At 37.3% G+C, this 21,513-nt stretch carries 20 protein-coding genes; 3 read left to right on the top strand and 17 right to left on the bottom strand.

Annotation, left to right across the window (positions count from 1 at the left end; all coding sequences use genetic code 11):
- Positions 1-56 precede the first annotated feature (56 nt).
- Positions 57-2,090: a Na+/H+ antiporter gene (locus JNUCC25_RS14230; RefSeq protein WP_064471798.1), complete on the bottom strand. Its 2,034-nt coding sequence runs from the start codon at positions 2,088-2,090 to the stop codon at positions 57-59.
- Between the two features lie 269 nt (positions 2,091-2,359).
- Between JNUCC25_RS14230 and JNUCC25_RS14235 the strand changes: the two genes are divergently transcribed.
- On the top strand, positions 2,360-3,673 hold the full coding sequence (locus JNUCC25_RS14235; RefSeq protein WP_013057522.1) for a hemolysin family protein: 1,314 nt from the start codon (positions 2,360-2,362) through the stop codon (positions 3,671-3,673).
- Here the strand turns inward: JNUCC25_RS14235 and JNUCC25_RS14240 are convergent, their stop codons facing one another.
- On the bottom strand, positions 3,674-4,120 hold the full coding sequence (locus tag JNUCC25_RS14240) for a DUF4385 domain-containing protein (RefSeq protein WP_013057523.1): 447 nt from the start codon (positions 4,118-4,120) through the stop codon (positions 3,674-3,676).
- Between the two features lie 173 nt (positions 4,121-4,293).
- Here JNUCC25_RS14240 and JNUCC25_RS14245 point away from each other — a divergent pair, with 173 nt between their 5' ends.
- Positions 4,294-5,613 (top strand): DUF2254 domain-containing protein, encoded by a 1,320-nt coding sequence (locus JNUCC25_RS14245; protein ID WP_317175647.1) that lies wholly within the window; start codon positions 4,294-4,296, stop codon positions 5,611-5,613.
- Positions 5,614-5,652: 39 nt separating this feature from the next.
- Here JNUCC25_RS14245 and JNUCC25_RS14250 read toward each other — a convergent pair whose 3' ends face one another.
- Positions 5,653-6,048, bottom strand: coding sequence for a P-loop NTPase family protein (locus tag JNUCC25_RS14250; protein ID WP_317175648.1), 396 nt, complete (start codon positions 6,046-6,048; stop codon positions 5,653-5,655).
- Between the two features lie 254 nt (positions 6,049-6,302).
- Between JNUCC25_RS14250 and JNUCC25_RS14255 the strand changes: the two genes are divergently transcribed.
- Positions 6,303-6,599, top strand: coding sequence for a hypothetical protein (locus tag JNUCC25_RS14255; protein WP_029322419.1), 297 nt, complete (start codon positions 6,303-6,305; stop codon positions 6,597-6,599).
- Positions 6,600-6,664: 65 nt separating this feature from the next.
- Here the strand turns inward: JNUCC25_RS14255 and JNUCC25_RS14260 are convergent, their stop codons facing one another.
- From JNUCC25_RS14260 to JNUCC25_RS14325, 14 genes are all read right to left on the bottom strand, one after another.
- A complete protein-coding gene (locus JNUCC25_RS14260; RefSeq protein WP_029322421.1) occupies positions 6,665-7,435 on the bottom strand; it encodes an ABC transporter ATP-binding protein in 771 nt (256 codons plus the stop codon).
- A gap of 9 nt (positions 7,436-7,444) precedes the next feature.
- Complete coding sequence (locus JNUCC25_RS14265) at positions 7,445-8,242, bottom strand: ABC transporter ATP-binding protein (protein ID WP_029322423.1); 798 nt, start codon at positions 8,240-8,242, stop codon at positions 7,445-7,447.
- A 5-nt stretch (positions 8,243-8,247) separates the two neighbouring features.
- Positions 8,248-9,054 carry a nickel transporter permease gene (nikC, locus tag JNUCC25_RS14270; protein ID WP_013057529.1) on the bottom strand — a complete coding sequence of 269 codons (807 nt, stop codon included), beginning with the start codon at positions 9,052-9,054 and terminating at the stop codon, positions 8,248-8,250.
- Positions 9,051-9,992, bottom strand: a complete 942-nt coding sequence (gene nikB, locus JNUCC25_RS14275) for a nickel ABC transporter permease (RefSeq protein WP_013057530.1) — start codon at positions 9,990-9,992, stop codon at positions 9,051-9,053. The genes nikC and nikB overlap by 4 nt, the downstream gene beginning before the upstream one ends.
- Before the next feature lie 2 nt (positions 9,993-9,994).
- Positions 9,995-11,518 (bottom strand): nickel ABC transporter substrate-binding protein, encoded by a 1,524-nt coding sequence (gene nikA, locus JNUCC25_RS14280; protein ID WP_029322425.1) that lies wholly within the window; start codon positions 11,516-11,518, stop codon positions 9,995-9,997.
- 248 nt (positions 11,519-11,766) lie between these two features.
- The gene (locus JNUCC25_RS14285; protein ID WP_013057532.1) at positions 11,767-12,180 is read right to left on the bottom strand and encodes a DUF4395 domain-containing protein; all 414 of its coding nucleotides are present in this window, start codon (positions 12,178-12,180) and stop codon (positions 11,767-11,769) included.
- 312 nt (positions 12,181-12,492) lie between these two features.
- The gene (locus JNUCC25_RS14290) at positions 12,493-13,323 is read right to left on the bottom strand and encodes a YitT family protein (RefSeq protein ID WP_064471801.1); all 831 of its coding nucleotides are present in this window, start codon (positions 13,321-13,323) and stop codon (positions 12,493-12,495) included.
- Positions 13,324-13,522: 199 nt separating this feature from the next.
- A complete protein-coding gene (locus JNUCC25_RS14295) occupies positions 13,523-14,083 on the bottom strand; it encodes a hypothetical protein (RefSeq protein WP_013057534.1) in 561 nt (186 codons plus the stop codon).
- Between the two features lie 197 nt (positions 14,084-14,280).
- Positions 14,281-14,835, bottom strand: a complete 555-nt coding sequence (locus JNUCC25_RS14300; RefSeq protein WP_029322429.1) for a GNAT family N-acetyltransferase — start codon at positions 14,833-14,835, stop codon at positions 14,281-14,283.
- 372 nt (positions 14,836-15,207) lie between these two features.
- Positions 15,208-16,032, bottom strand: coding sequence for a thermonuclease family protein (locus JNUCC25_RS14305; protein WP_013057537.1), 825 nt, complete (start codon positions 16,030-16,032; stop codon positions 15,208-15,210).
- A gap of 416 nt (positions 16,033-16,448) precedes the next feature.
- Positions 16,449-17,108 (bottom strand): 2OG-Fe(II) oxygenase, encoded by a 660-nt coding sequence (locus JNUCC25_RS14310; RefSeq protein ID WP_013057538.1) that lies wholly within the window; start codon positions 17,106-17,108, stop codon positions 16,449-16,451.
- A 251-nt stretch (positions 17,109-17,359) separates the two neighbouring features.
- Complete coding sequence (locus JNUCC25_RS14315; RefSeq protein WP_013057539.1) at positions 17,360-18,862, bottom strand: malate:quinone oxidoreductase; 1,503 nt, start codon at positions 18,860-18,862, stop codon at positions 17,360-17,362.
- Between the two features lie 120 nt (positions 18,863-18,982).
- Positions 18,983-19,807, bottom strand: a complete 825-nt coding sequence (locus JNUCC25_RS14320) for a pyruvate, water dikinase regulatory protein (protein WP_029322432.1) — start codon at positions 19,805-19,807, stop codon at positions 18,983-18,985.
- Positions 19,808-20,374: 567 nt separating this feature from the next.
- The gene (locus tag JNUCC25_RS14325; protein ID WP_064471802.1) at positions 20,375-21,256 is read right to left on the bottom strand and encodes an HAD family hydrolase; all 882 of its coding nucleotides are present in this window, start codon (positions 21,254-21,256) and stop codon (positions 20,375-20,377) included.
- Positions 21,257-21,513 lie beyond the last annotated feature (257 nt).

The raw sequence follows: 21,513 nt of genomic DNA on the forward strand, positions 1-21,513 counted from the left end.
AAGATTACTGGAAAAACATTCCTGAAAAAGTCGCAGAGATCAGTCCCTGCGACTTTTTAATAACCATTTTCTTCAATTGTTAATGCTTCACGCAAAGCGATATCTTTTCGGATATTATGAGCGATTTCACGCGTAATTTCTCCTTTTTCATAAAGTTCTTGCACCGTTTCCCGCTCAGTATGAAACGCTTTATAACATAAATCTCTCGTTGCTTTTTTACGTTTGCGTGAATTGTACTCCGTACTCTCTTTTCTAAGTCTTGCCATGGATCTATGGTATTCACTAATAATAGCAAGTGAAATCATTCGATTTTCTTCGTTCATATTTTCTTTAATGACCTTTATCGCTTCTTCAATCATTTGAATACGTACTTTGTTCACTTTGCTTCTTCTTCGCAAGCTTTGTTTTCTTAACACCTGCTTATTCGGTGAAAAAATTCGGACTAGTAATAATAAAACTTTTTTAAACCTCATCCAGCTCACCAATAATTTGTACCTTACACGATTGGTTACAGCCATTTCAAGCTTGTGTGTATGTTCCAAACAAATATACGCTGTCTCACGGTCTATTTTTTCCTCTTTTAATAGCTTTTCCACCAATTTCCCCTTGGCCTGAAGAGCCAGCAATCGAATTTCTTCTTCATACTGTTTGTTTTCAGAGGCTTCTAAAGGATGAGTTTTAACGATGATGTTATTAATTGTTGTATTATACGTTGAAATTAACGAAAGGGCTGCTCCACGATTTTCCTCGGTCATTTCTCTTTTTAACCGTTGAATAGCAGCTTTGTGCACTTTAATGCGTGCTTTAACTTCTTTTGTATTGCGCTCAGGCTTCTTCGGCGCCTTTTCTGTTTTCGCAATAACAGGTAAAAGAATACTTGCCGCAACTAAGGTTAACAATATAACGCCTGCTGCTAGAAAAATAATCAGAGAGCGTTCCGGAAAATCACTGCCGTTATCAAGCGTATATGGAATCGAAAACGCTCCGGCTAACGTAACAGCTCCTCGTACACCTGAAACCGTAATAATGCCAATAGACCGAGGCTCAGGTTTTAGATGCTTGTTATTTTTGTAATACCAGCCTACTGACCATGACACCATCACCCAAATAAATCGTAGTACAAGCAAAAAGACAGTAATAATCAAAATATAAAAAAGAACTTGTCCATTATTAAAGTTTGGATCTTGAATAATTGCTTTCGCCACTTTAGGTATTTGCAGACCAAGCAGTACAAACACCAAGCCATTTAACAAATATAAAATAACCGTCCAAGTACTTTTTGATACTACTTTAAGCTGCTGGTTAGGTGATTCCTCTCGGTCGCGCTCAATCGCATGCACAATGCCGCCTGCTACAACTGCCAAGATTCCTGATAAATGAAAATGTTCAGCAATGTAGAAGATAACAAATGGAGTTAGAATTTGTATTAACATATGAATCGTAATATCTTCCATTCCTAAACGTCGAACAAGTACACGCAGTCTGATAATCAGAAAAGCGATAAATGTTCCTACAAACAAACCGCCCAGCGCTACCAAAAGGAACTGAAATGTAGCATCTACTATCGAAAAGACGCCCGTTACGGTAGCAGCTACTGCTACTTGAAACGCTACAAGACCAGAGGCATCATTCATCAGCCCTTCGCCTTCAAGCAAATGCATAATTCGCTTAGGCAGCTTCACTCGGCTCGCCATAGCTCCAACAGCCACTACATCTGTTGGGGACAAAATAGCGGCTAGTGCAAATGCCGCCGGTAACGGAATGGAAGGGATGAGCCAATTGATTAGATATCCCCCTACTGCCACGGTTACAAAAACCAGTCCCAGCGCTAGTAATAAAATAGGTGTACGAAGCTTCCAAAGAGCAGCTCTTGACACGTTTTTCCCATCATTAAATAATAGCGGGGCAATAAATAAAATAAAAAATAACTCAGGCTCTAAATGTACATCTCCGCCAAATGGCAAGATAGCAAGCCCTGCTCCCAAAGCTATTTGAACTAATGGAACAGGAATAAATGGTACAAAATGATTAATGATATTAGATAGACCAATCAAAGCCAATAACACTAATATCGTCAGAAAAAATTCCATAAAAACAATCGACTCCTACTTCTATTTACATCCTTTTAAAGGTATCACGTTATCTCTTTTCATTCATTTTATAGTGTTTAGTTTACGCTTTTTCTGCCAAAAAATGTTGCGGGTTATTAAAAAGTGCTCTTTCTTTTCGGTAAGTTTATTTCTACGGACATTAAGGGAACAGTATACATGATATTCTTTATTTACCATATAAATCAGCTCATCAAACTTTGAAAAGGGAGGTGTTCCCTTATCCGTTTCAACGGGGTAAGGAGATAAATTTGGAAACAGTAAATGTCATTTTATTCATCGTATTAATCATATTAACAGCCTTTTTTGTTGCAACGGAATTTGCCGTCATTAGGGTACGGTCGACTAGAATCGACCAGTTAATTGAAGAAGGAAACCGGAACGCTTTAGCAGCAAAAAAAGTAGTATCAAATTTAGATGGTTATCTTTCAGCCACACAGCTGGGCATTACGGTTACCGCACTGGGTCTAGGCTGGATAGGTGAACCTACGGTAGGTCATTTATTAGAGCCGCTTATTGACATGCTTCCTTTTGCTACATCACTTTCGCATGTTATATCTTTTGTTCTTGCTTTTTCGATTGTCACATTTTTAAATGTGGTAGCTGGAGAACTTGCGCCCAAAACAGTGGCGATTCAAAAAGCCGAACAAGTGACGCTGTTATTTTCCCGTCCTCTTATTCTTTTTTCTAAGTTACTTTATCCGTTTATTTGGCTTTTAAACCACTCAGCAAGAGGCGTTGTCGGATTATTCGGCCTGAAGCCAGCTTCTGAAAATGAAGTAGCTCATAGTGAAGAAGAGCTTAGAATTATTTTATCTGAAAGCTATGAGAGCGGTGAAATTAATCAATCGGAATTTAAGTTCATGAATAATATTTTTGAATTTGATAATCGTACGGCTAAAGAAATCATGGTGCCTCGTACGGAAATTGTTAGCGTATCAGCAGAGGAAACGATAGAAGAATTCTTAAAAATGGCTAGAGTAGAGCAATATACTCGCTATCCAGTAGTTGTAGATGGAAACAAAGATCAAGTGGTGGGATTAGTTAATATTAAAGAAATATTAGCGGATTACATAAAAGAAGATGATATTAAACCACGTACCGTGCAAACGTATATGAAACCCATCATTCAAGTCATTGATTCCATCGCCATTTACGACTTATTGCTTAAAATTCAAAAAGACAGAATTCACATGGCCATCTTAATAGACGAGTACGGAGGAACAACAGGGCTTGTAACGGTAGAAGACATTTTAGAAGAAATTGTTGGTGAAATTCGTGATGAATTTGATGATGATGAAATACCGGACGTACACAAAATTAATGAAAATCACTACGTACTCGATGCGAAGGTGTTGATTGAAGAAGTAAACGATTTACTCGGAACAAATATTGAACAAGAAGACGTTGATACCATTGGCGGCTGGATGCTGACCGAAAAGTTTGATCTTGCTAAAGGTGACAGCATCACAAACGAAAGTTTTTCATTTAAAGTCATTGATATTGAACATCACCATATTAAACGAATCGAAATAACAAAGGAAAAAAGTACGGATAACAGCTGATTATCCGTACTTTTTTTGATGCTCTTTTTTAAATGTCAAGTACTCTTTATTCTCTCGTACCTCCTTCCATTTTTTCATAAAAATAGCCGCCGATTCTGCTTTTTGTTCATCAATTTGCCGTTCATTACGCTCTCCGTCTTTGCTGTATTTCTTTCCGCCTTTGTAGTTCGCGTAGCGCCTGGATCGCGTGTATCCCATTTGGAGAAATTTCCGGGCCATGTCCATTCCAACAAAATCGCTTTTTTCTTTGTAGGTTAAAAAAAGCTGATAAATGGCGTCCGCGGATTCCTCAGCAATTTCAGGTGTTCGAAAACGCCAATGAGGAAGAATTTCACTTTTGTATGGCTCAACAAGGAGAACTCCTTGTTCTCCTTTTCCTACTCTATACTTTTCAGGATGTTTTCTAAAATCGATATGCTCAAAGTCAAGTGAATAATCAAATGCCACGGCTCTCCCCTCCTTTTTGATCTCTACCCCTTACAAATGAATGATAAAACTTTTCTTAAAGAAGTTTTTCACATGCAGATGCGGGTAATAATAGGTGGATAAGTATGACTAACTTTTTTCTCCATGCTAAAAGAAGGCCGAACTTATTAAATCATGATACGGGAGATTTCGTTATGTCAATAAAGCTACAGCAAAACCGAATAAAAGCTAATTTTTGGATCACTCCTTCTTTATATGGAATTGTTGCTTTTGTTTTAGCCACTATTAGTACATTTTTAGATCGATATTTAACAGCTCATAAACAATGGTTAAAATTAGTTCCTTCCGTGTTTCTAACAGATAAAGAGCTTGCTCATACTATTTTGAGTTCAGTATCAAATTCCTTATTAACGATGACGACGATTACCTTTTCTTCTGTTTTAGTGGTACTGACTACGTTTGTAGGTCAGTTTTCTCCTAGAACGATTCAAAATTTTAATACAGATGCCAAAACTCAGCGCGTGCTTGGCACTTTTATCGGTGGATACGTATACGTGCTTGTAGTGCTCATTCAAGTTCGCAGCAACCAAGTCAATAATACCTTTATTGTTCCTTCATTAGCCATCGTGGTAGCATTCATTTGCTTAGGGATGTTTGTATTTTTGATTCACCACGTCATCAACTGGATTAAAGTCGGAAATTTAATTTCAAACATTGCAAAAAAAACGATGATCACTATTGAAGAGAGACGGCTAGAACAACAAAAGACCCCTGAATCAAAGAATGAAATACATCTTGATTTTGGGAGTAAAAAAACGATTCAAATTAAAAGTATCAAACAAGGATATATTCAATATATCGAACTAAAGCATTTAACAACACTAGCATCCAAACTAAATGTCATTGTTAAACTCGAAAAAGCACCCGGTGAGTATGTAGAAGCAGACACGCCGCTGTTAACGGTGATCAATCATAACCAAACGTTAGAACATGAAAAATTTCTTCATTGCTTGTTTATTACAAATGATCAAGAATCGATTCAAGACGTAAAATTAGGTATTCAAAAGCTAAGTGAAATTGCATTAAGAGCTATTTCACCAGCTATTAATGATCCTGAAACAGCTATTAACTGCATTGAACAGCTCACGCAAGTGTTTATCAAACTCGGAAAAAGCTATTCTTCTTCTCCTTATTATTGCGATGAAGCAGGACGCATTCGAGTGATGCTAGAAAAACCTTCTTTTAGGGATTATTTGTACAAAGCGTTCTATCAAATTCGCCATTATGGAAAAGAAGATGTTTCCGTGATGTCTGCTGTCATTAAGGCATTAACCGTAATCGCTGAAACAAATCGCTCTGCCATCAAAAACGACGTCTGGTTTTTTTCTTCCTATATCGTAGAAGGGCTGCAAAAAGAAGAGTGGCTTAAAATGGACAAAGAGTTTCTTAATCAGCTGCTCAAAAACCTTGCAAAAGCTTGTGAAAAAAAAGGCGCTTCTATGTTGATAGAATAAAAACCAAAAAACGCCGCTCATCAACTGAGCGGCGTTTTCTTACGATATAAAGTGCTCTATCTCTTCTCTCTTTTTCACTATTATAAGTTTATCGTTATATGACGTACAAAGGGTATGCAAAATTTCAGGTTTACTTTGCTTTTCGAAATCCGCATTCCACTGAAACATTTTAATGAAAATAGAAAACGTCGGTGCATAATTTGCTTTTTCTATTTTAGCTTTTTGCAGAACATACCTTTTTATAATAAACCCTATTCTTTTTAGATAATGGATGTCGAGAAAAATAATAAGGTCAGCTTCATTAAAACTTTCATTCACCCACGTATAGTGTACGCCTTCTATAATCCATTCTTTTGAAGCTGCAATATGATGTAAACACTTTTTTCTATCCGCTTCACTTCTTCTTTTATCTCCTTCATATGTTCGTTCCCACATAATATTATCAAGTTCGTAGTGAGGAACTTTTAATTCATGGGATAATAAACGGGCAAGAGTTGTTTTTCCACTTCCAACAGACCCAACGATATGTATTTTTTTACATGAAGCGCTTTGAATACTTCATCTCCTCCTACTTCAAACCTGTTTTTTTACACATATTGTATAATTCACGTTCTTTTTCTCTAATGCAAACTAGAGCGTTTTATGCTAGTATTTTATGGTACTTGACTGACAAAAGGAGTGAAATCGCAGTGCCTAAAACCCTTTTTGGAAAACTTACGCTGTTTTGGATTGGACTATTTTTATTGATTACAGGTCTATTTTTTTATTATAAATATACAAACCAAGCGTTTACCGCTGTAGATTTATTCTTTCGCGTCTCTCCTCCTTTAGCTGCTATTGGCTTCCTTTTAAGCGCAGCCGGACTATATGAAGAACGAGGAAAAAACAAGCTAATTCCTCTCGTTGTACTCAGCATTAGTTTTGTCATGCTTTGCCAAGCAGGCTATCATTTTATACATATGCATACTCCACCGCCGCGTCCCTGATTTTGTCTCATTCTCATTTATAAAAAAGCTCTTCGTTTAGTATATTAAACGAAGAGCTTCACTCTCTATTCAAATAAACGCACAAGCTTTTTTGTGTAGGGATGCCTGTTTTTATCAAATAGCTTTGCACGGTCAAATTGATCGATAACCTCGCCTTGCTGCATAACCATCATGCGACTGCTCATAAATTTTACTGCCGCTAAATCATGCGAAATAAACAAATAAGATAGCTGAAACGTCTCCTGCAAATCTTTTAATAAATTTAAAATTTTTGCCTGTACCGTAACATCAAGACTCGCTGTTGGTTCGTCTAATAGCACCAGAGACGGACCTACGCTAATGGCACGCGCAATCGCTACACGCTGAAGCTGTCCACCGCTGAGTTCATGAGGATAATTCAACGCATATTCTGCGCTAATCCCGACTTTTTCTAACAAATAAAAAGCGATTTCTTTTTCATTTCCGCTCACATGAGATAAAAATGAAGGAACGGTTCGCTGCTGCCGCAAAGGCTCGAGCAAAGAATCGATGATTTTTACTTTTGGATTAAAAGAAGCCGCAGGGTTTTGAAATACAACTTGCATGCCTAGACGAGCTTGCTGAAGTTTTTTTCCTTTTAACCGGTGAAGAGGCTGCTCGGCAAACCATACTTCTCCCTGCTGAATTTCTGTTAACCTTAGTACACTTTTTACAAGCGTACTTTTGCCGCTTCCACTTTCTCCGACAATTCCTACACATTCTCCTTTATCGATATGCAGGGAAACATTATTTAGCGCTTTAATGTCTTTATACTGTTTCACCAGCTGCGTGACGCGTAATATACTTTTTTCTTTCATATCTCACTCCTATATCAACACTTTTTTCTGCGTATCTAACAATCGATCAGGCGTTTTCTGTAAAGAAGGAATGGCGTTAAACAGTTTTTTTGTATAAAAGTGATGCGGAGCGTGAAACAGAGATTCGATACTGTTTTCTTCCACGATCTCTCCTGCTAACATAATGGCTGCCCGGTCTGCATATTTCCGCACATGACGCAAATCATGGGTAATAAACAAAATGGCACAGCCTGTTGCTTCTTTCAGCTTATGCAGCAGCTGAAGAACTTCAGCTGCTGACACGCTATCTAAAGCCGTGGTTGGTTCATCTGCAATAATCAAGGCAGGCTTCATCACCAGTGCTAAAGCAATCGCTGCTCGCTGAAGCTGTCCTCCGCTCAGCTGAGAAGCATAGCTTTTATACACGCGTTCATTAGGTAAATTCACAGCTTTTAGAGCCTGAAAAATGGCAGCAGTCCTGTCTTTTTTAGCAAGCTTACTATGTGTACGAATCGTTTCATCAAACTGCTTTCCAATTGTTAAAAAAGGAGTAAAGGCGCTTCGATAATCTTGAAAGATATACGAAATATCTTTTCCAAGGATAGGCGCCTCTCCTTTCTGCTTAAAGATAATAGATCCTTCTTTAAGCGTTACACCTGAAGGCAGCAGTCCTCCTATCGAAGCAGCAGTGATACTTTTACCGCTTCCGCTTTCTCCAACGAGCGCCATCCACTGTCCTTGCTCGATTGTAAAAGAAACGTCTTTTACGATTTGTTTTGTTTTATTATGAATGGCTAGATGCTTTACTTCTAAAACGATGACGATCACCTCTTTTATCGATTAACTTGATATTTCCCTCGAATATATTCACCTAAAGCTGTAAACGCCAGCACAAATAAAATAATGGCCACGCCTGGTATCAACATTAACTGCGGAGCATTGTAAAAGTAGGCCCTGCCTTCATTTAGCATCGTTCCCCATTCCGGAGTAGGCGGCTGAGTCCCTAGTCCAATATAGGATAATGAAGCCATCATTAAAATAATTTTCCCTATATCCAGCGTAGCAAGAACAAGAATATGTCCTCCAACATGAGGAAGAAAGTGGCGCAGGATTAAAGGTAGTGTTCCCACTCCGTTTAATTTAGCGACCAGCACATATTCTTTTGACTTTTCTTGAAGCACAATACTGCGCACTACCCTTGCATAACCAACCCACTTTACAATAACCATCGCAGCAATTAAGTTAAATAATCCAGGCCCTAACAGTCCGCTTAAGACGATGGCTGCAATATAGTCAGGAAAAGCTAAAAAAGCGTCTACAATTCTCATTAAAAAGCGGTCTATTTTCCCTCCAATATACGCTGAAACTAAGCCAACAGGTACTCCAATCAAAAGAGAAAGAGCTAAGACAAGAAAACTAGTCCCAATTGTGGTCTGAGCTCCAGCTACGATTCGTGAAAAGAGATCTCTGCCTAAGTGATCAGTTCCTAACCAGTGATCACCGGTGGATTTTTGAAGCCGATCTTGCATATTGACTTGTGTGGGATCCATTGGTGTTAGCTGACTTCCAAACAGACAAAATAAAATAAGCGCAATACCACACACGCTTATCACTACAAAAGGAAGCTGAGTTTTTTTCACCTTTTATCCCCTCCCTTTACATAGAGCTGGGGATTTACATATTTGTAGCTCAAATCCACAAGTGAATTAATTAAAACAACAAACAGGCCCATCCACAAAATATACCCTTGAATGACAGGATAATCACGATTCATAATCGCATCAATAACTAATTTTCCAATTCCAGGATAAGCAAAAAGGACTTCAATAATGACCGTTCCTCCAAGCAAACTGCCTAAGCTCGTCCCTAAAATAGTAAGAAGCGGCGTTAAGCTATACCGGAACGCGTGAAAAATAAAAATTCGACTTTCACTTATTCCTCTTGCTCGAGCGGATCGTACAAAATCTTGTTTCAATCCTTCTAGCAGACTTGCTCTAACCATTCGCATGTACACAGCGGACATGGCAAAACCAAGTGTTAAAGAAGGCAGCACAAGATGGGCTGCTGTGCCTGTACCCATTGAAGGAAGCCATTGAAGACGTACAGAGAACAGCTGTATAAACAAAAGGCCGAGCCAAAAGCTTGGAATAGACGCTCCAATTAAGGAAATACTTCTGCTGAGATAATCAATCCACTTGTTCGGATACAGTGCTGACAGCGTGCCGAGTGGCACAGCTATTAACAGCATCACAACCAAAGATGCAGCCGTCAAGCGCAGCGTAGCCGGAAACTTCTCTGCTAATTCATCGATGACAGGCTCTTTTGTCATATACGAAGACCCTAAATCAAACTGAAAAAAGCGCTTCAGCCACTTTACATATTGAATATATACGGGTTCATCAAATCCTAGCTCTGTTCTCAAATTATTCATTTGTTCCTCAGAAACTGCCACGTCATCTACGCGAAGCATTTGCTTAACTGGATCTCCTGGAGCCAGCTTCATTAAAACAAAGCTGAGAAACGATAGTATAACTAAAAAAATGAGTAATTCTATTATTCTTTTACTAATTAATTTCATATCTACTTCACATCTAAATCCTTTGTTATCACATAGTATTCACTTTTGGTTGTGACCCAATTTTTCACATTGTCTCTATAGGCCACAAAATTATTCGGATGAACAATCGAAGAGTGGAGCGTTTCTTTTTCTACTATTTCTCCGGCTTGTCTTGCTAACTTATTGCGCTGTTGTTGATCAACTGTTTTATTGAGTTTATTAATAATGGAAGTTAATGCTGGTTCATGAAAATGACCTACATTAAATGCTCCTCCCTCCATGTAAAGAGCATTAAAGAAATATCCTGCATCTCCTCGCGGCGCGGTTACTAGACTATATGTAACGATTCCCCAATCATTTTTTGTTGTCATATACTCGTCCATATTTTCCACTTGTTGAATGTCTATTTTTACACCAATCTTTTTTGCTTCTGACTGAAGCATTTGTGACATTAAAGGCAGTTCTGGACGATAAGGATATGTAACAAGCTTAAAGGAAAGCTGTTTTCCATTTTTTATTGCTTTTCCATCCTTGAGTATATAACCGGCTTTTTCTAAATATTTTTGAGCCTCACTTGGTCCATAGGTTTTCGTTTTTTGATCGTTCGAAAAATCTAAACTCTTTAAAAATGGACCATTTGCCGGGGATCCTTGACCTGCAAGCGCTGTATCGACAACATCTTTTGGATTTAATAATACATCAAACGCTTTTCTCACATTTTTATCTTTAAACGCTTCTTGCCTTGAATTATAGAAAAGCATTTGATTTCTCAGGCTCGGCTGTATATCTACTACAATAGAAGAATCTTTTTTTAATGTGTTTAAGCTTTCAATAGCCGGACGGTACACAATATCGGCTTCACCTGATTGCAAAGCGGACGTTCGTGCATTTTCATCATCATTAAATGTTAACACAACTTCATCCAATTTTGGTTCCCCGCCCCAGTATTCTTTATATTTTTTTACTTTCATTTCATTATCCGGTTTAAACGAAGCTACTTTAAATGGCCCTGTTCCCACGGGTTTACTTTTTGTATCTGGAGCATCTACATCAATAATTGCCGTGTTTGGATGAACAAGTTCAGAAGGCAGCGTGGCAAGCGGCTCTGTTGTTGTAATGGTTAAGATTTGGCCACTGGCTTTCATTTTTTTAATTTTAAGTGCACTTTTCATTGCTTCGCTTTCTTTTATCGTTCTTTCTAACGAATGTTTCACGGCTTCAGCATTCAGATCCTTGCCATTTTGAAACGTAATCCCGTCTCTAATCTCAAATACCCAGGTCGTTCCATCATCTTCTGTTTTCCACTTTTTTGAAAGCCATGGTTCAATCTGTAATTGCTCATCAACTTTTACTAACGTTTCGGCAATACCGGCTCGTACAGTTGTATAATTCAACTGTGGATCGAGCGTGTCACTTGGAAAATTCGATACAAAAGTAAGTGATTTTTTTTCACTCTTTTCTTCGGTACTCGCAGAGTTAGCCGAACATGCCGCTAGCATACCTATCGCAGCAAGCGTTAAGCATAGCAGACTTATCCTTTTTCTCATATAAACCCCTCCTTTATTCAAAACTATCTTTCTTTTATGTACTGTCTCTAACTATAACTTACCCCTCCTTTTAAATCGTAACGATTATTATTATCATAAAAAGTTTAATTTGTTTACCTTACTTTGTCAACAAAGGTTTTTAAAGGATATTGGCGCTCTAACACTTGTTTTCACCCGTTATGATGATTGAATTTAGTGATAACGCATACAAATGAACATAAAAAAACAAAGCCTTCTCGAGGCTTTGTTTATGCAGCGTGTTTTTTTCTTTTATATTTCCACATCATATATCGATAACGAATCGTGCAGCCTATACAATATCCCATCAGCGCTACACCAGCAGCAAGAATCACCATTATACTAAATACATAGCCGACAAGCGTATAACCCATTAAAAATGAAATGAAAGCAACCCCCATACATATCGTTGCAATCCATTGGTTAAAAAGCTGCTGATCCCGGTCTTCCATTTGATAAGAAGAAGCAGGCTTTTTGAGAAGCTTTTTCCCTGCCATAATTACGGGATTACGCTTTGTTGCAAGTGTGACTACTCCAACGAGAAAAGGCAAAAGTAAAAGCCACTTTGCCGCAAGTAAAGCGATCAAAACCGTTATAACGATAAAGAGTTGATTAAGCTGAACTAATGGTTTGGGAATGCTCATGGAACGCCTCCTTCTTAAAACCCATTATACAAATTGGTTTACTAATTTAAAAGAAAAAGCACTCCAAATGAGCGATAAGACTCATACAAAAAAGTTACATAATTTCACTAACGTACTTTAAGATCAGTATCGTAAATAAAATCAAGACAACGTATCGTAAAGAACGAATTCGACGTTGAAGAAGACGTTTTACATGCCTTTTATTACGCATATGGGTTCTTCCTTTCGTATATTGAATTGTCTTTAGACACACTTATATCATACTTTTTCGGAAAACACCAACGTCAGAAAAAATTGCCAGGAACCACAGCTCTATGCGCTTAGAAAGCCTTTTCCAATTACATCCCGTACATCGTGTACAATCACAAATGCTTCATCATCAATTTTTTTAATCAGCTTTTTAAGCTTAATGAGCTCTTGTTTGTTAATGACCACATACAAGATTTCTTTTGATTCTTTCGTATAGTTCCCTCGGCCGTTTAAAATCGTTACTCCGCGATCAAGCTGTTCATTGATTTGATCCGCTACTTCATTTTTGTTGCTTGAAATAACGGTAACGGCCTTTTTAGCATCAAACCCTTCAATAACGAAGTCAATTACTTTTGTTGTAATGTACAGCATGACGATCGTAAATAGTAGCTTTTCGATTCCAATAATAAAATAAGAAGCTAATACAACTAGTAAATCAACAATTAAAAGTGCATGACTGACTTTCCAGTTTAAAAACTTATTTAGAATTCGAGCAATAATGGCTGAACCTGCTGTTGTTCCACCAACTCGCAAAATCATCCCAATTCCAACGCCTAGCAGTACACCGGCAAAAACCATGCCAATGAGCTCTTCATGAAGATGAAGACCCCAGCCTTCAGTTACGTGAAGAAAAATAGATGTAGCGATAATCGTAATCATCGTATAGACGATGGTTTTTTTCTCTAAAAATTTATACCCTACGATAAGCAAGATACCGTTTAAAATAAAGTTAGTGATGCCCGTTGAAAGATGGGTTGTATAATATAAAATAATTGATATACCCGTAACTCCACCTTCACCTAGTCCTGTTGGAATGACAAACATGTTAACTGCAAGTGAAAATACAAACGAACCTATTAATAAAAAGATGACATCTTTTACTGTTTTACTCATCGATTAAACCCTCCTCGGCATAAAAATCCACATAAAAAAGCCCCTTCTCCAAAAGAGAAGAGACGCTTATGTTTAATTTTTATATTACGTATTCTTAAATTTCCATGTATGACTATAATATGTTCACATACGTTTGTCAAACGGAAAGTTTATGCATTATGTGTAACCAAGGCTATGAGTCATTTATCTTTTATGTATACTAAGAATGTTTTAATTTATTTAAACAAAGACGGATGCAGGAATTAGTTGACTCAATTAATTCTTTATCGCCTTTTTTCAATCGAATTTCTAACGCGCGTTGAAAATAGTGATGTGCTCTGGAAACAACCCGCTGATCAAGTAAACATTTTCCATAATACTGATAGACAAAGTCTTCATATATGTGAAGGTCTTCATCTGCTTTTAATTGTTCAATGAGTAACTGAAACGTTTCATTCGCTTTATCCCACTGTTCTTGCCAGTGATATGTATGTCCAAGTCGGATCGTATTCAAAAATTCACCTATTGTATCAGCATGTCGGTCATATAGATAAATGGCCAGCAGCAGATGTCTTTCACTGCTCGTTAATTCTCCAAGTATGCGCTCATATACGCCAATATGTCCATATGTTTTAGCAGCGGCACACTCATCCTCTTCTTCAAGAGCTCGTTTCTTTAAATAGATAATTCCCTGCTTCATTTGGTGTGGGTTAATCGGAACTTCTCGAAGCTGTTCATTAAATCGATAACTCATATTAAACGGAAGATCTCTGATGTTCATGCACGCTCCTTTCATGTGGCACATCAGCAAACATACTTTCATGACCGCTTGCTTATGGTCCATTGGATGTAGGATTCTTTCCATTTTGATACGTTTACGCGATTTACAGGAAAGCTCAGCAAAAGTGCTGAGCTGTTGGTTCTTATCATTTTACTTATATATCCATTTTATCACAAAAAATACTACCGTAAAGATGCTCAGGCAGTCTTCATATAAAAAAATGGTTTTTTATCAATAAAAATGGTTTTATGCTCTTGAAAGCCTGTACGCTGATACAATTTTTTGGCTTCTACGTTATTATATTCAACGTTTAACGATAAAAACATCTTACGCTTTTTGGCTTCTTGCTTGGCTACATTTAAAAGAGCCGTTCCTATCCCTTTTCCACGGTAAGCTTCATCTACACATAGAGAGTCAATATAATAATCTCCATGTTCAGTTTCTATATCAATTTCCCACGCTGGATTATTAAGTTTAGCACGTACAAAACGCTTAACTGGTTCATAAAGCGTTTGTAACATACTTCCTTCGTAGCAAAGCATAAGTCCAACTACCTTCTCGTCGACTTCTGCGACTGTAATATGATGATAGCTATAGCGATTCTTCTCAGACAGAATAAACGCTTTAAGTCTTAAAAGCGCTTCTTCATTCGTTGTAGCCGCCGTGTGAGAGCGTGCAATACTGCCAAGCATGTCATAAAGTAATTCCGTTACAGCAGAAGCATCTTCTTTTCTTGCTTTCCTTATTTTCACGATTTTCAAACTCCCTTTATTCTCTTCGCTTGCGTTATTTGTAGCAAACCTTCTTACCTATCTACTTTAACACGAAAAAGAAAAGAAAGAAAAAATTAACTCCTAATCTTCCTTTCATTGTATAATTAATGTATATTTTCAAATGAATGGATGATGACTATGAAAAAACGCCGTCAGCAGAAAGACACTACGGTAAGTGGATGGGAAGTTTTAGCAGAAATTCTTTTACAAGTGCCTCAGCTGCTCATATGGCCACTGCGTCTTCTTATACGGATTGGTCGCTCTTTGTTGGATGGTGGTATTTAGCCACTCCTATACAAATACTTACTGAACTCAAAAAAAAAGAAACTCAGCAGTTACTGAATTTCTTTGTTAGTTTTTTGCTTTTTTGTATCCTGCTTCTTGCGCATCTTTTTCGGTACAAAACCAAATGACGTTGTTCATGGTTTGGTTGTAGTGTGCCCCTGTTGGCACGTGATAAATTTTAGAGTTTTGATTTCCTTTTATTTTACCTTCACAGCTTTTGGCAGACTGAATATCTTTTTGATTAGAAGAGGACTGATTTTTTACAGCATCCGTGTTATACCCTTTTTCTTGTGCATAGTTTTCAATACTCCAGATGCCTTTTTCGCTTTTTCGAGCCTGCTCCTGTATTTTCTTAAATTCATCTACGTACTTTGTATTAGGAGGAAATACTGCTACGCGGGCTAGCCCTTTTGCTAGCAGCTCTTCATTATACAGCTCATTGTCTATCCATACATAAGCAAGCAAGCGTCCATATTGATCACGCTCTTGCACATCAAATTCAAGGGTAATTTCCTGTCCTTCTAGTCTTTTTTTTGTGTAAGCAGATGCTTCAGGACCAAAGGGCTGTACGCCTAGTTTGGGATGCTTTGTTTCTGGGGTATCAACAAGAAGTAATCGCACGCGATCTCTCTTTCCGTTCAGCATTTTCACTTTAAGCGTATCGCCGTCCACTACTCTTTCTACCGTAGCCGCCTCACCTACTACATCTTCACGATTTGCTTTAGAAGGACTATGATCGTTTTCTTGATCTGATGAACCTTCTACTTGAACTGCTTGTTTTGTATCGGTAGAAGATGTGGTTGAATGACTTGCCTGCTCATCGCTGCATCCAGTAAGAAGCAGCATAAACATCGCAAGCATCGTGCAAATAATTGCTTTTATTTCTTTCAAAACCCGGGTCCTCCTTTAACACGTTCCCTATCTACTATATAAAAGTAAAATGATTTTATAAATAGTGTAAATCACCTAAAAACAAAAACTCGTGAAAATACCTTTCACGAGTTTTTTCGTGCAACTGTTATAAAAATTGCTTACCTGTTTTAAAGTCATTCTTTTAAATAGCATCTATTTTATTTTTATCTCACGAACACATTTTTCGTTTTAGTGTATCCAAATTTTTAATCATGAGGATATTTTACACTACAAATACATTTATCGTCTACCGGCTTATAAGAATAGGGAATAGCCGCACAAATAGAACAAGTATGAATATTTCAATATAATAACTGGCTAACATGATTGCTATTTTTTTGTAACATAAATAAGAGCCCTCACTAACAATAATAGGGCTCTTCAAACCTTTGTTTTTACGATCGAATTTTTTGTTTGCGCATCCACTGGGTAGCGACCCACTTTTCTCCTTTTATAACAGGAGCTCCCCCGTGGAGAGTACGGTCATTAAGTTCAGCATCACTATAAAAATATTCAAAGTACACGGCCATTCCTTTTGTCGGAGATACGGAAAGACCCAGCTTAGGAAAATAAGTTTCTCCTCCTTCTTCGACATCGTTTAAGTACATAACCAATGTACTAATACGGTTGTTTTTAGATGCTTTACTTGCAGAAGTGAAATAATCGTGATGTGCTTTGTATTCTTGATCAGGCAAGTATTTTAAAACTTGAAGACCTTCAGCATATTCAATAGATGGTCCCATTATTTTAGAAAGTCTTCTTTCGATTTGATGTACAAGCTCGTTTTCGCTTTCTTCAAAAAACATGCCGCTGCTCGTTCGAATACTGTTTACTTCACGTGCAGCACCAATTTTTGATCGCTGCATTTTATCTTTGGATAGCTGTATAAGTTCGTCACATTCTTCGTTACTTAGTACATTTCCTAAAACTAGAACAAGAGGCTCTTCAAATCGAGCAACAATATCAATCTCTCTGTCTTCTAATTTAATTTTATTCCCTGTATGATTAAAAATCGTTTGTTCTTTCGTCAGTAAAGATGTATTAGTTAGAATCATCTTTTATCGGCTCCTCGAAATAGCTATTTTCCAATTCTTCACTCCATTATATGTAAACGCTTACTAATAAGTAATTATATCATGAATACGAAGTAAATTCTGCTAGCAAAGGAAATAAATAAAAAGAAGCCCGTTATATAACGAAGCTCCCTCATTTTTTCTTATATGTTTCACCTATATTTTGAATACTTTACAACAGCTTCTAAAAAATTCTTTTAATTTAAAGCATACGTGTCAAAGGCTGCCTAAAATCATCGGTACACAAGTTCTTTTTTACTTAAATCAAGCATTTGTGCTGTAGAAGCATGAATTTCGTTAAAAAGCGCTGGATTTTCTACCAAAGATAAGCCGTAAGAAGGAATCATTTCTTTTATTTTCGATTCCCATTCTTCTATATGCTGCGGGAAACACTTTTCCAGCACTTCAAGCATGACATGAACGGCAGTGGAAGCACCTGGCGAAGCCCCGAGCAATGCAGCAACGGAACCATCAGCTGAACTCACAACTTCTGTACCAAATTGAAGAGTTCCTTTACCTCCGGCTTCCGTATCTTTGATTACTTGTACACGCTGACCCGCTACGACGATATCCCAGTCTTCGCTTTTTGCGTTTGGAATAAACTCGCGAAGTTCTTCCATACGCTTTTCATTGGACAACAGCACCTGCTGAATCAAGTATTTCGTTAAGCCCATCTCTTTGACGCCTGCTGCTAACATCGTTAAGATATTATTCGGTTTTACAGAATTGATTAAATCCAAATTTGAACCCGTTTTTAAGAACTTTGGTGAAAATCCGGCAAAAGGTCCAAACAGCAGTGTTTTTTTGCGGTCGATATAGCGTGTATCAAGGTGCGGAACCGACATCGGCGGAGCGCCAACCTTTGCTTTTCCGTACACTTTCCCGTGATGCTGCGCTACAACTTCGGGGTTATTGCATACCATAAATAATCCGCTTACCGGGAACCCTCCAATATGTTTGGACTCAGGAATACCCGTTTTTTGGAGTAAAGACAGACTTCCGCCTCCTCCTCCGATAAAAACAAAGTTCGCCGTGTGATATTCCTGTTTGCCGCTATGAATATCATGTACTTTTACTTCCCACGAGCCGTCTGCGGTACGTGTCAGATTTTCAACGCTGTGGTTATAGTTTATTTCTACGCTTTTACTTTTTAAATGTGTAAACAACATACGAGTTAAAGCTCCAAAGTTCACGTCCGTCCCTGAGTCAATTTTGGTTGCCGCAATTGCTTCAGTCGATGTACGGCCTTTCATAACAAGCGGCATCCATTCTTTTAACTTTTCAGGACGATCCGAATACTCCATCCCTTGAAACAACGGATTATTTGATAGCGCTTCAAAACGTTTTTTCAGAAAGGATACGTTCTTTTCTCCTTGTACGAAACTTATATGAGGGATTGGCATAATAAACTCTTGCGGATGATGAATTAAATTACTGCTTACAAGATACGACCAAAACTGTCTTGAAAGCTGAAACTGTTCATTAATTCGCACTGCTTTCGTAATATCTATAGATCCGTCAGCTTGTTCAGATGTATAGTTCAACTCGCACAGTGCAGCATGGCCCGTCCCTGCATTATTCCATTCATTCGAGCTTTCTTCTCCTGCATCTGCGAGTTTCTCAAATACTTTGATTTCCCATTCCGGCGCTAACTCTTTTAGTAAAGATCCCAACGTTGCGCTCATAACTCCGGCCCCAATTAAGATAACGTCTGTTTTTTTATATACATTGCTCATCACAATCTTCCTTATCTTTTATATTTTAAAAAAGCACCTTTTAGCAACACGCCTGTTCTACCTGACTCTCTATAGATTAAGTATGTCTGACAAGTTATCTGTCTTACATAATGGGAGTTTTTATACATACCCTTTCATCTTGTCCTTTTTTAACATGCTCAATATCACTTCAGCGGTTTCTTCAACTGCTTTACCTGAGACATTAACAATAGGACAGCCAATGCGCTTCATAATTTTCTCAGCATAGTCCAGCTCTTCAAGGATTCGATCTACATTGGCATAATTGGCTTGAGACGCTAAACCTAAATTTTTTAATCGTTCTTTTCGGATTTCATTGAGCTTATCCGGTGTAATAACTAAACCAATACATTTATTTTTCGGAATAGTAAAAAGTTCATCAGGAGGCGTCACTTCTGGAACTAACGGTATATTCGCTACTTTAAGACTCTTATGAGCTAAATACATAGAAAGTGGCGTCTTAGATGTTCTCGAAACACCAATCAACACTAGATCAGCTCGCTTGATACCTCTGAAGTCTTGTCCATCATCATATTTAACAGCGAATTCAACTGCTTCTACTCTTCGAAAATAGTTATCGTCTAACTTTCTCGTTAATCTCGGTTGAAGATTAGGTTCCTTATTAAAGGTTTGGCTAAAGGCACTCATAAGAGGGGTCATTAAATCAATAGCTACAATTCCTTCTTCTTGTGCCTTTTGATCAAGATACTGTTTTAAAGGTGGGATGACGATAGTATACGCAATGATGGCCTGGTTACACCTTGCTTCAGCAATGATATTATCAATATTTCCCTCATCTTCTACGTAAGAAGTATTTTGAATTTCAATATCTTCTCCACTAAATTGAGTTAAAACTGCTTTTACCATCAGCTCAGCCGTTTCACCTACTGAGTCGGAAACTATATAGACAATTTTTCTTTTATTCACATTAAATCTTCCTATTCTTTGATTTTAATAGTTTAATAACGCTAGTATTTTTTATTTAGCAGCTTACAAGATACACAATTTAATAGTAATGAATAGATAAATATGCTGGTCACTGTGATTATAAACACTTTAACAAAACGATTAAATTCAGAATTTGTGTCATACTAATTATGAAATAAAATTAAATATGTTATACTATTTTCATTAAATGTTATATTAGCATTAAATATACGGAGATACAATCCCTTTTCTCCGCATTTTATAAAAAGTTTGAAGAAAGAAAAAGTTTAGATTTTAAAATGTTTTATGCTTTGGCATGGTGGCACTCATCAGGGCTGAGAGGCGTTTTGCAGGGATAGGTACGAGGATAGTTGTATAATTATGTTGTTTATAACATGATTTTTAAATTATAGAAGATTTATTCTTATCTATTCTTTTTAGCTAAGAGTGCTATAACTAAAAATAATGAACGGTTTACTTTTCACTTTCTGTATACTAAAAACACCGCCTAAAAGACGATGTTTTGAATAGTTGGTTATAATGCATTGTCGTGAAATAGATTAATTTTTATAAAACGGGATTACTTCTAGCAGATTTTTGCAATAAAAATTTAGAAAGATAATGAGATACGCCGTTTTCGTCACAGTTAAATTCCGTTACGTCATCGACAATTTCTTTAATATGATCCGGCGCATTTTTCATCGCTACGGCATAGCTGGCAAACTGAAACATTGGTAAATCATTGTTGCTGTCGCCAATCGCTAGAATGTCTTGCTCGGGCAAATTAAAATGTTTTAGCATTTGCTGAATTCCTGTTGCTTTATTTACGTTTGCCACCATCACTTCAACATTGTGTTTAGATGAAGTAGAAGTTGTAAAGTCGATTTCTTTTTTAAGTTCTTCAAGCTCCTCTTTCCATTTATCGATATGCTCGTGCGTTCTTGCAAAGAAATAGAACTTTGAAAATTCGCTTCCTTCTACGGAATCTTTCCAGTCAATTTCTTCTTTAATCGCTTGTTTACGGGAAAGCCATTCGTTAATTTCCACACTGTCTGGCTTTGGCTCTCTAATTTCATTTTCCACATAGGACTGATCTTGTTTTAACGTCACGCGAGGTGTGCCATACGGGAAAAGCTCGTAGTATACCTTGTTCGCTCTTGCTTTTTCAATAATAGTTTCCACCAACTGGAGCGAAAGCGAGTGCTGAAAGACTGATTCTTTTCCTAGGTATCCTGCCATGCCATTTGACGTGATAAATCCATCCACTTGAAAGCCTTCAGGAACTAACTCTTCTATTTCATCAAACGCTCTTCCCGTAGCAATAAAAACAAAAATTCCCTGTTTTCGTAATTCGTCAATGATTTCTTTTGTTTGAATACTTACTTTGTTGGAGCGATTTAATATCGTACCGTCCATATCTAAAAAAATTGCTTTAGGTTTTAACAACATATTTATTCCCCCTATTTGTAAAAAGAGTGTACTTGGCAAGTATAAACTTTTCCATTTTCAAACTCAATGAATGTACTTTGCTTTTCTCTTTTATAAAACTACTATAATACTCTCCTTACATCTAAAGTACGTACTTATATTGTACAAGCGCTATAAAGAAAGAATTTTATATTTGCAATAAGCCTTTATATACTAATAGCCAGCTAGGCTAATTTGATATAAAACAGCATTCATAAAAACGAATTTTCCTTTTAGCC

It is taken from the genome of Priestia sp. JNUCC 25 (assembly GCF_053667915.1).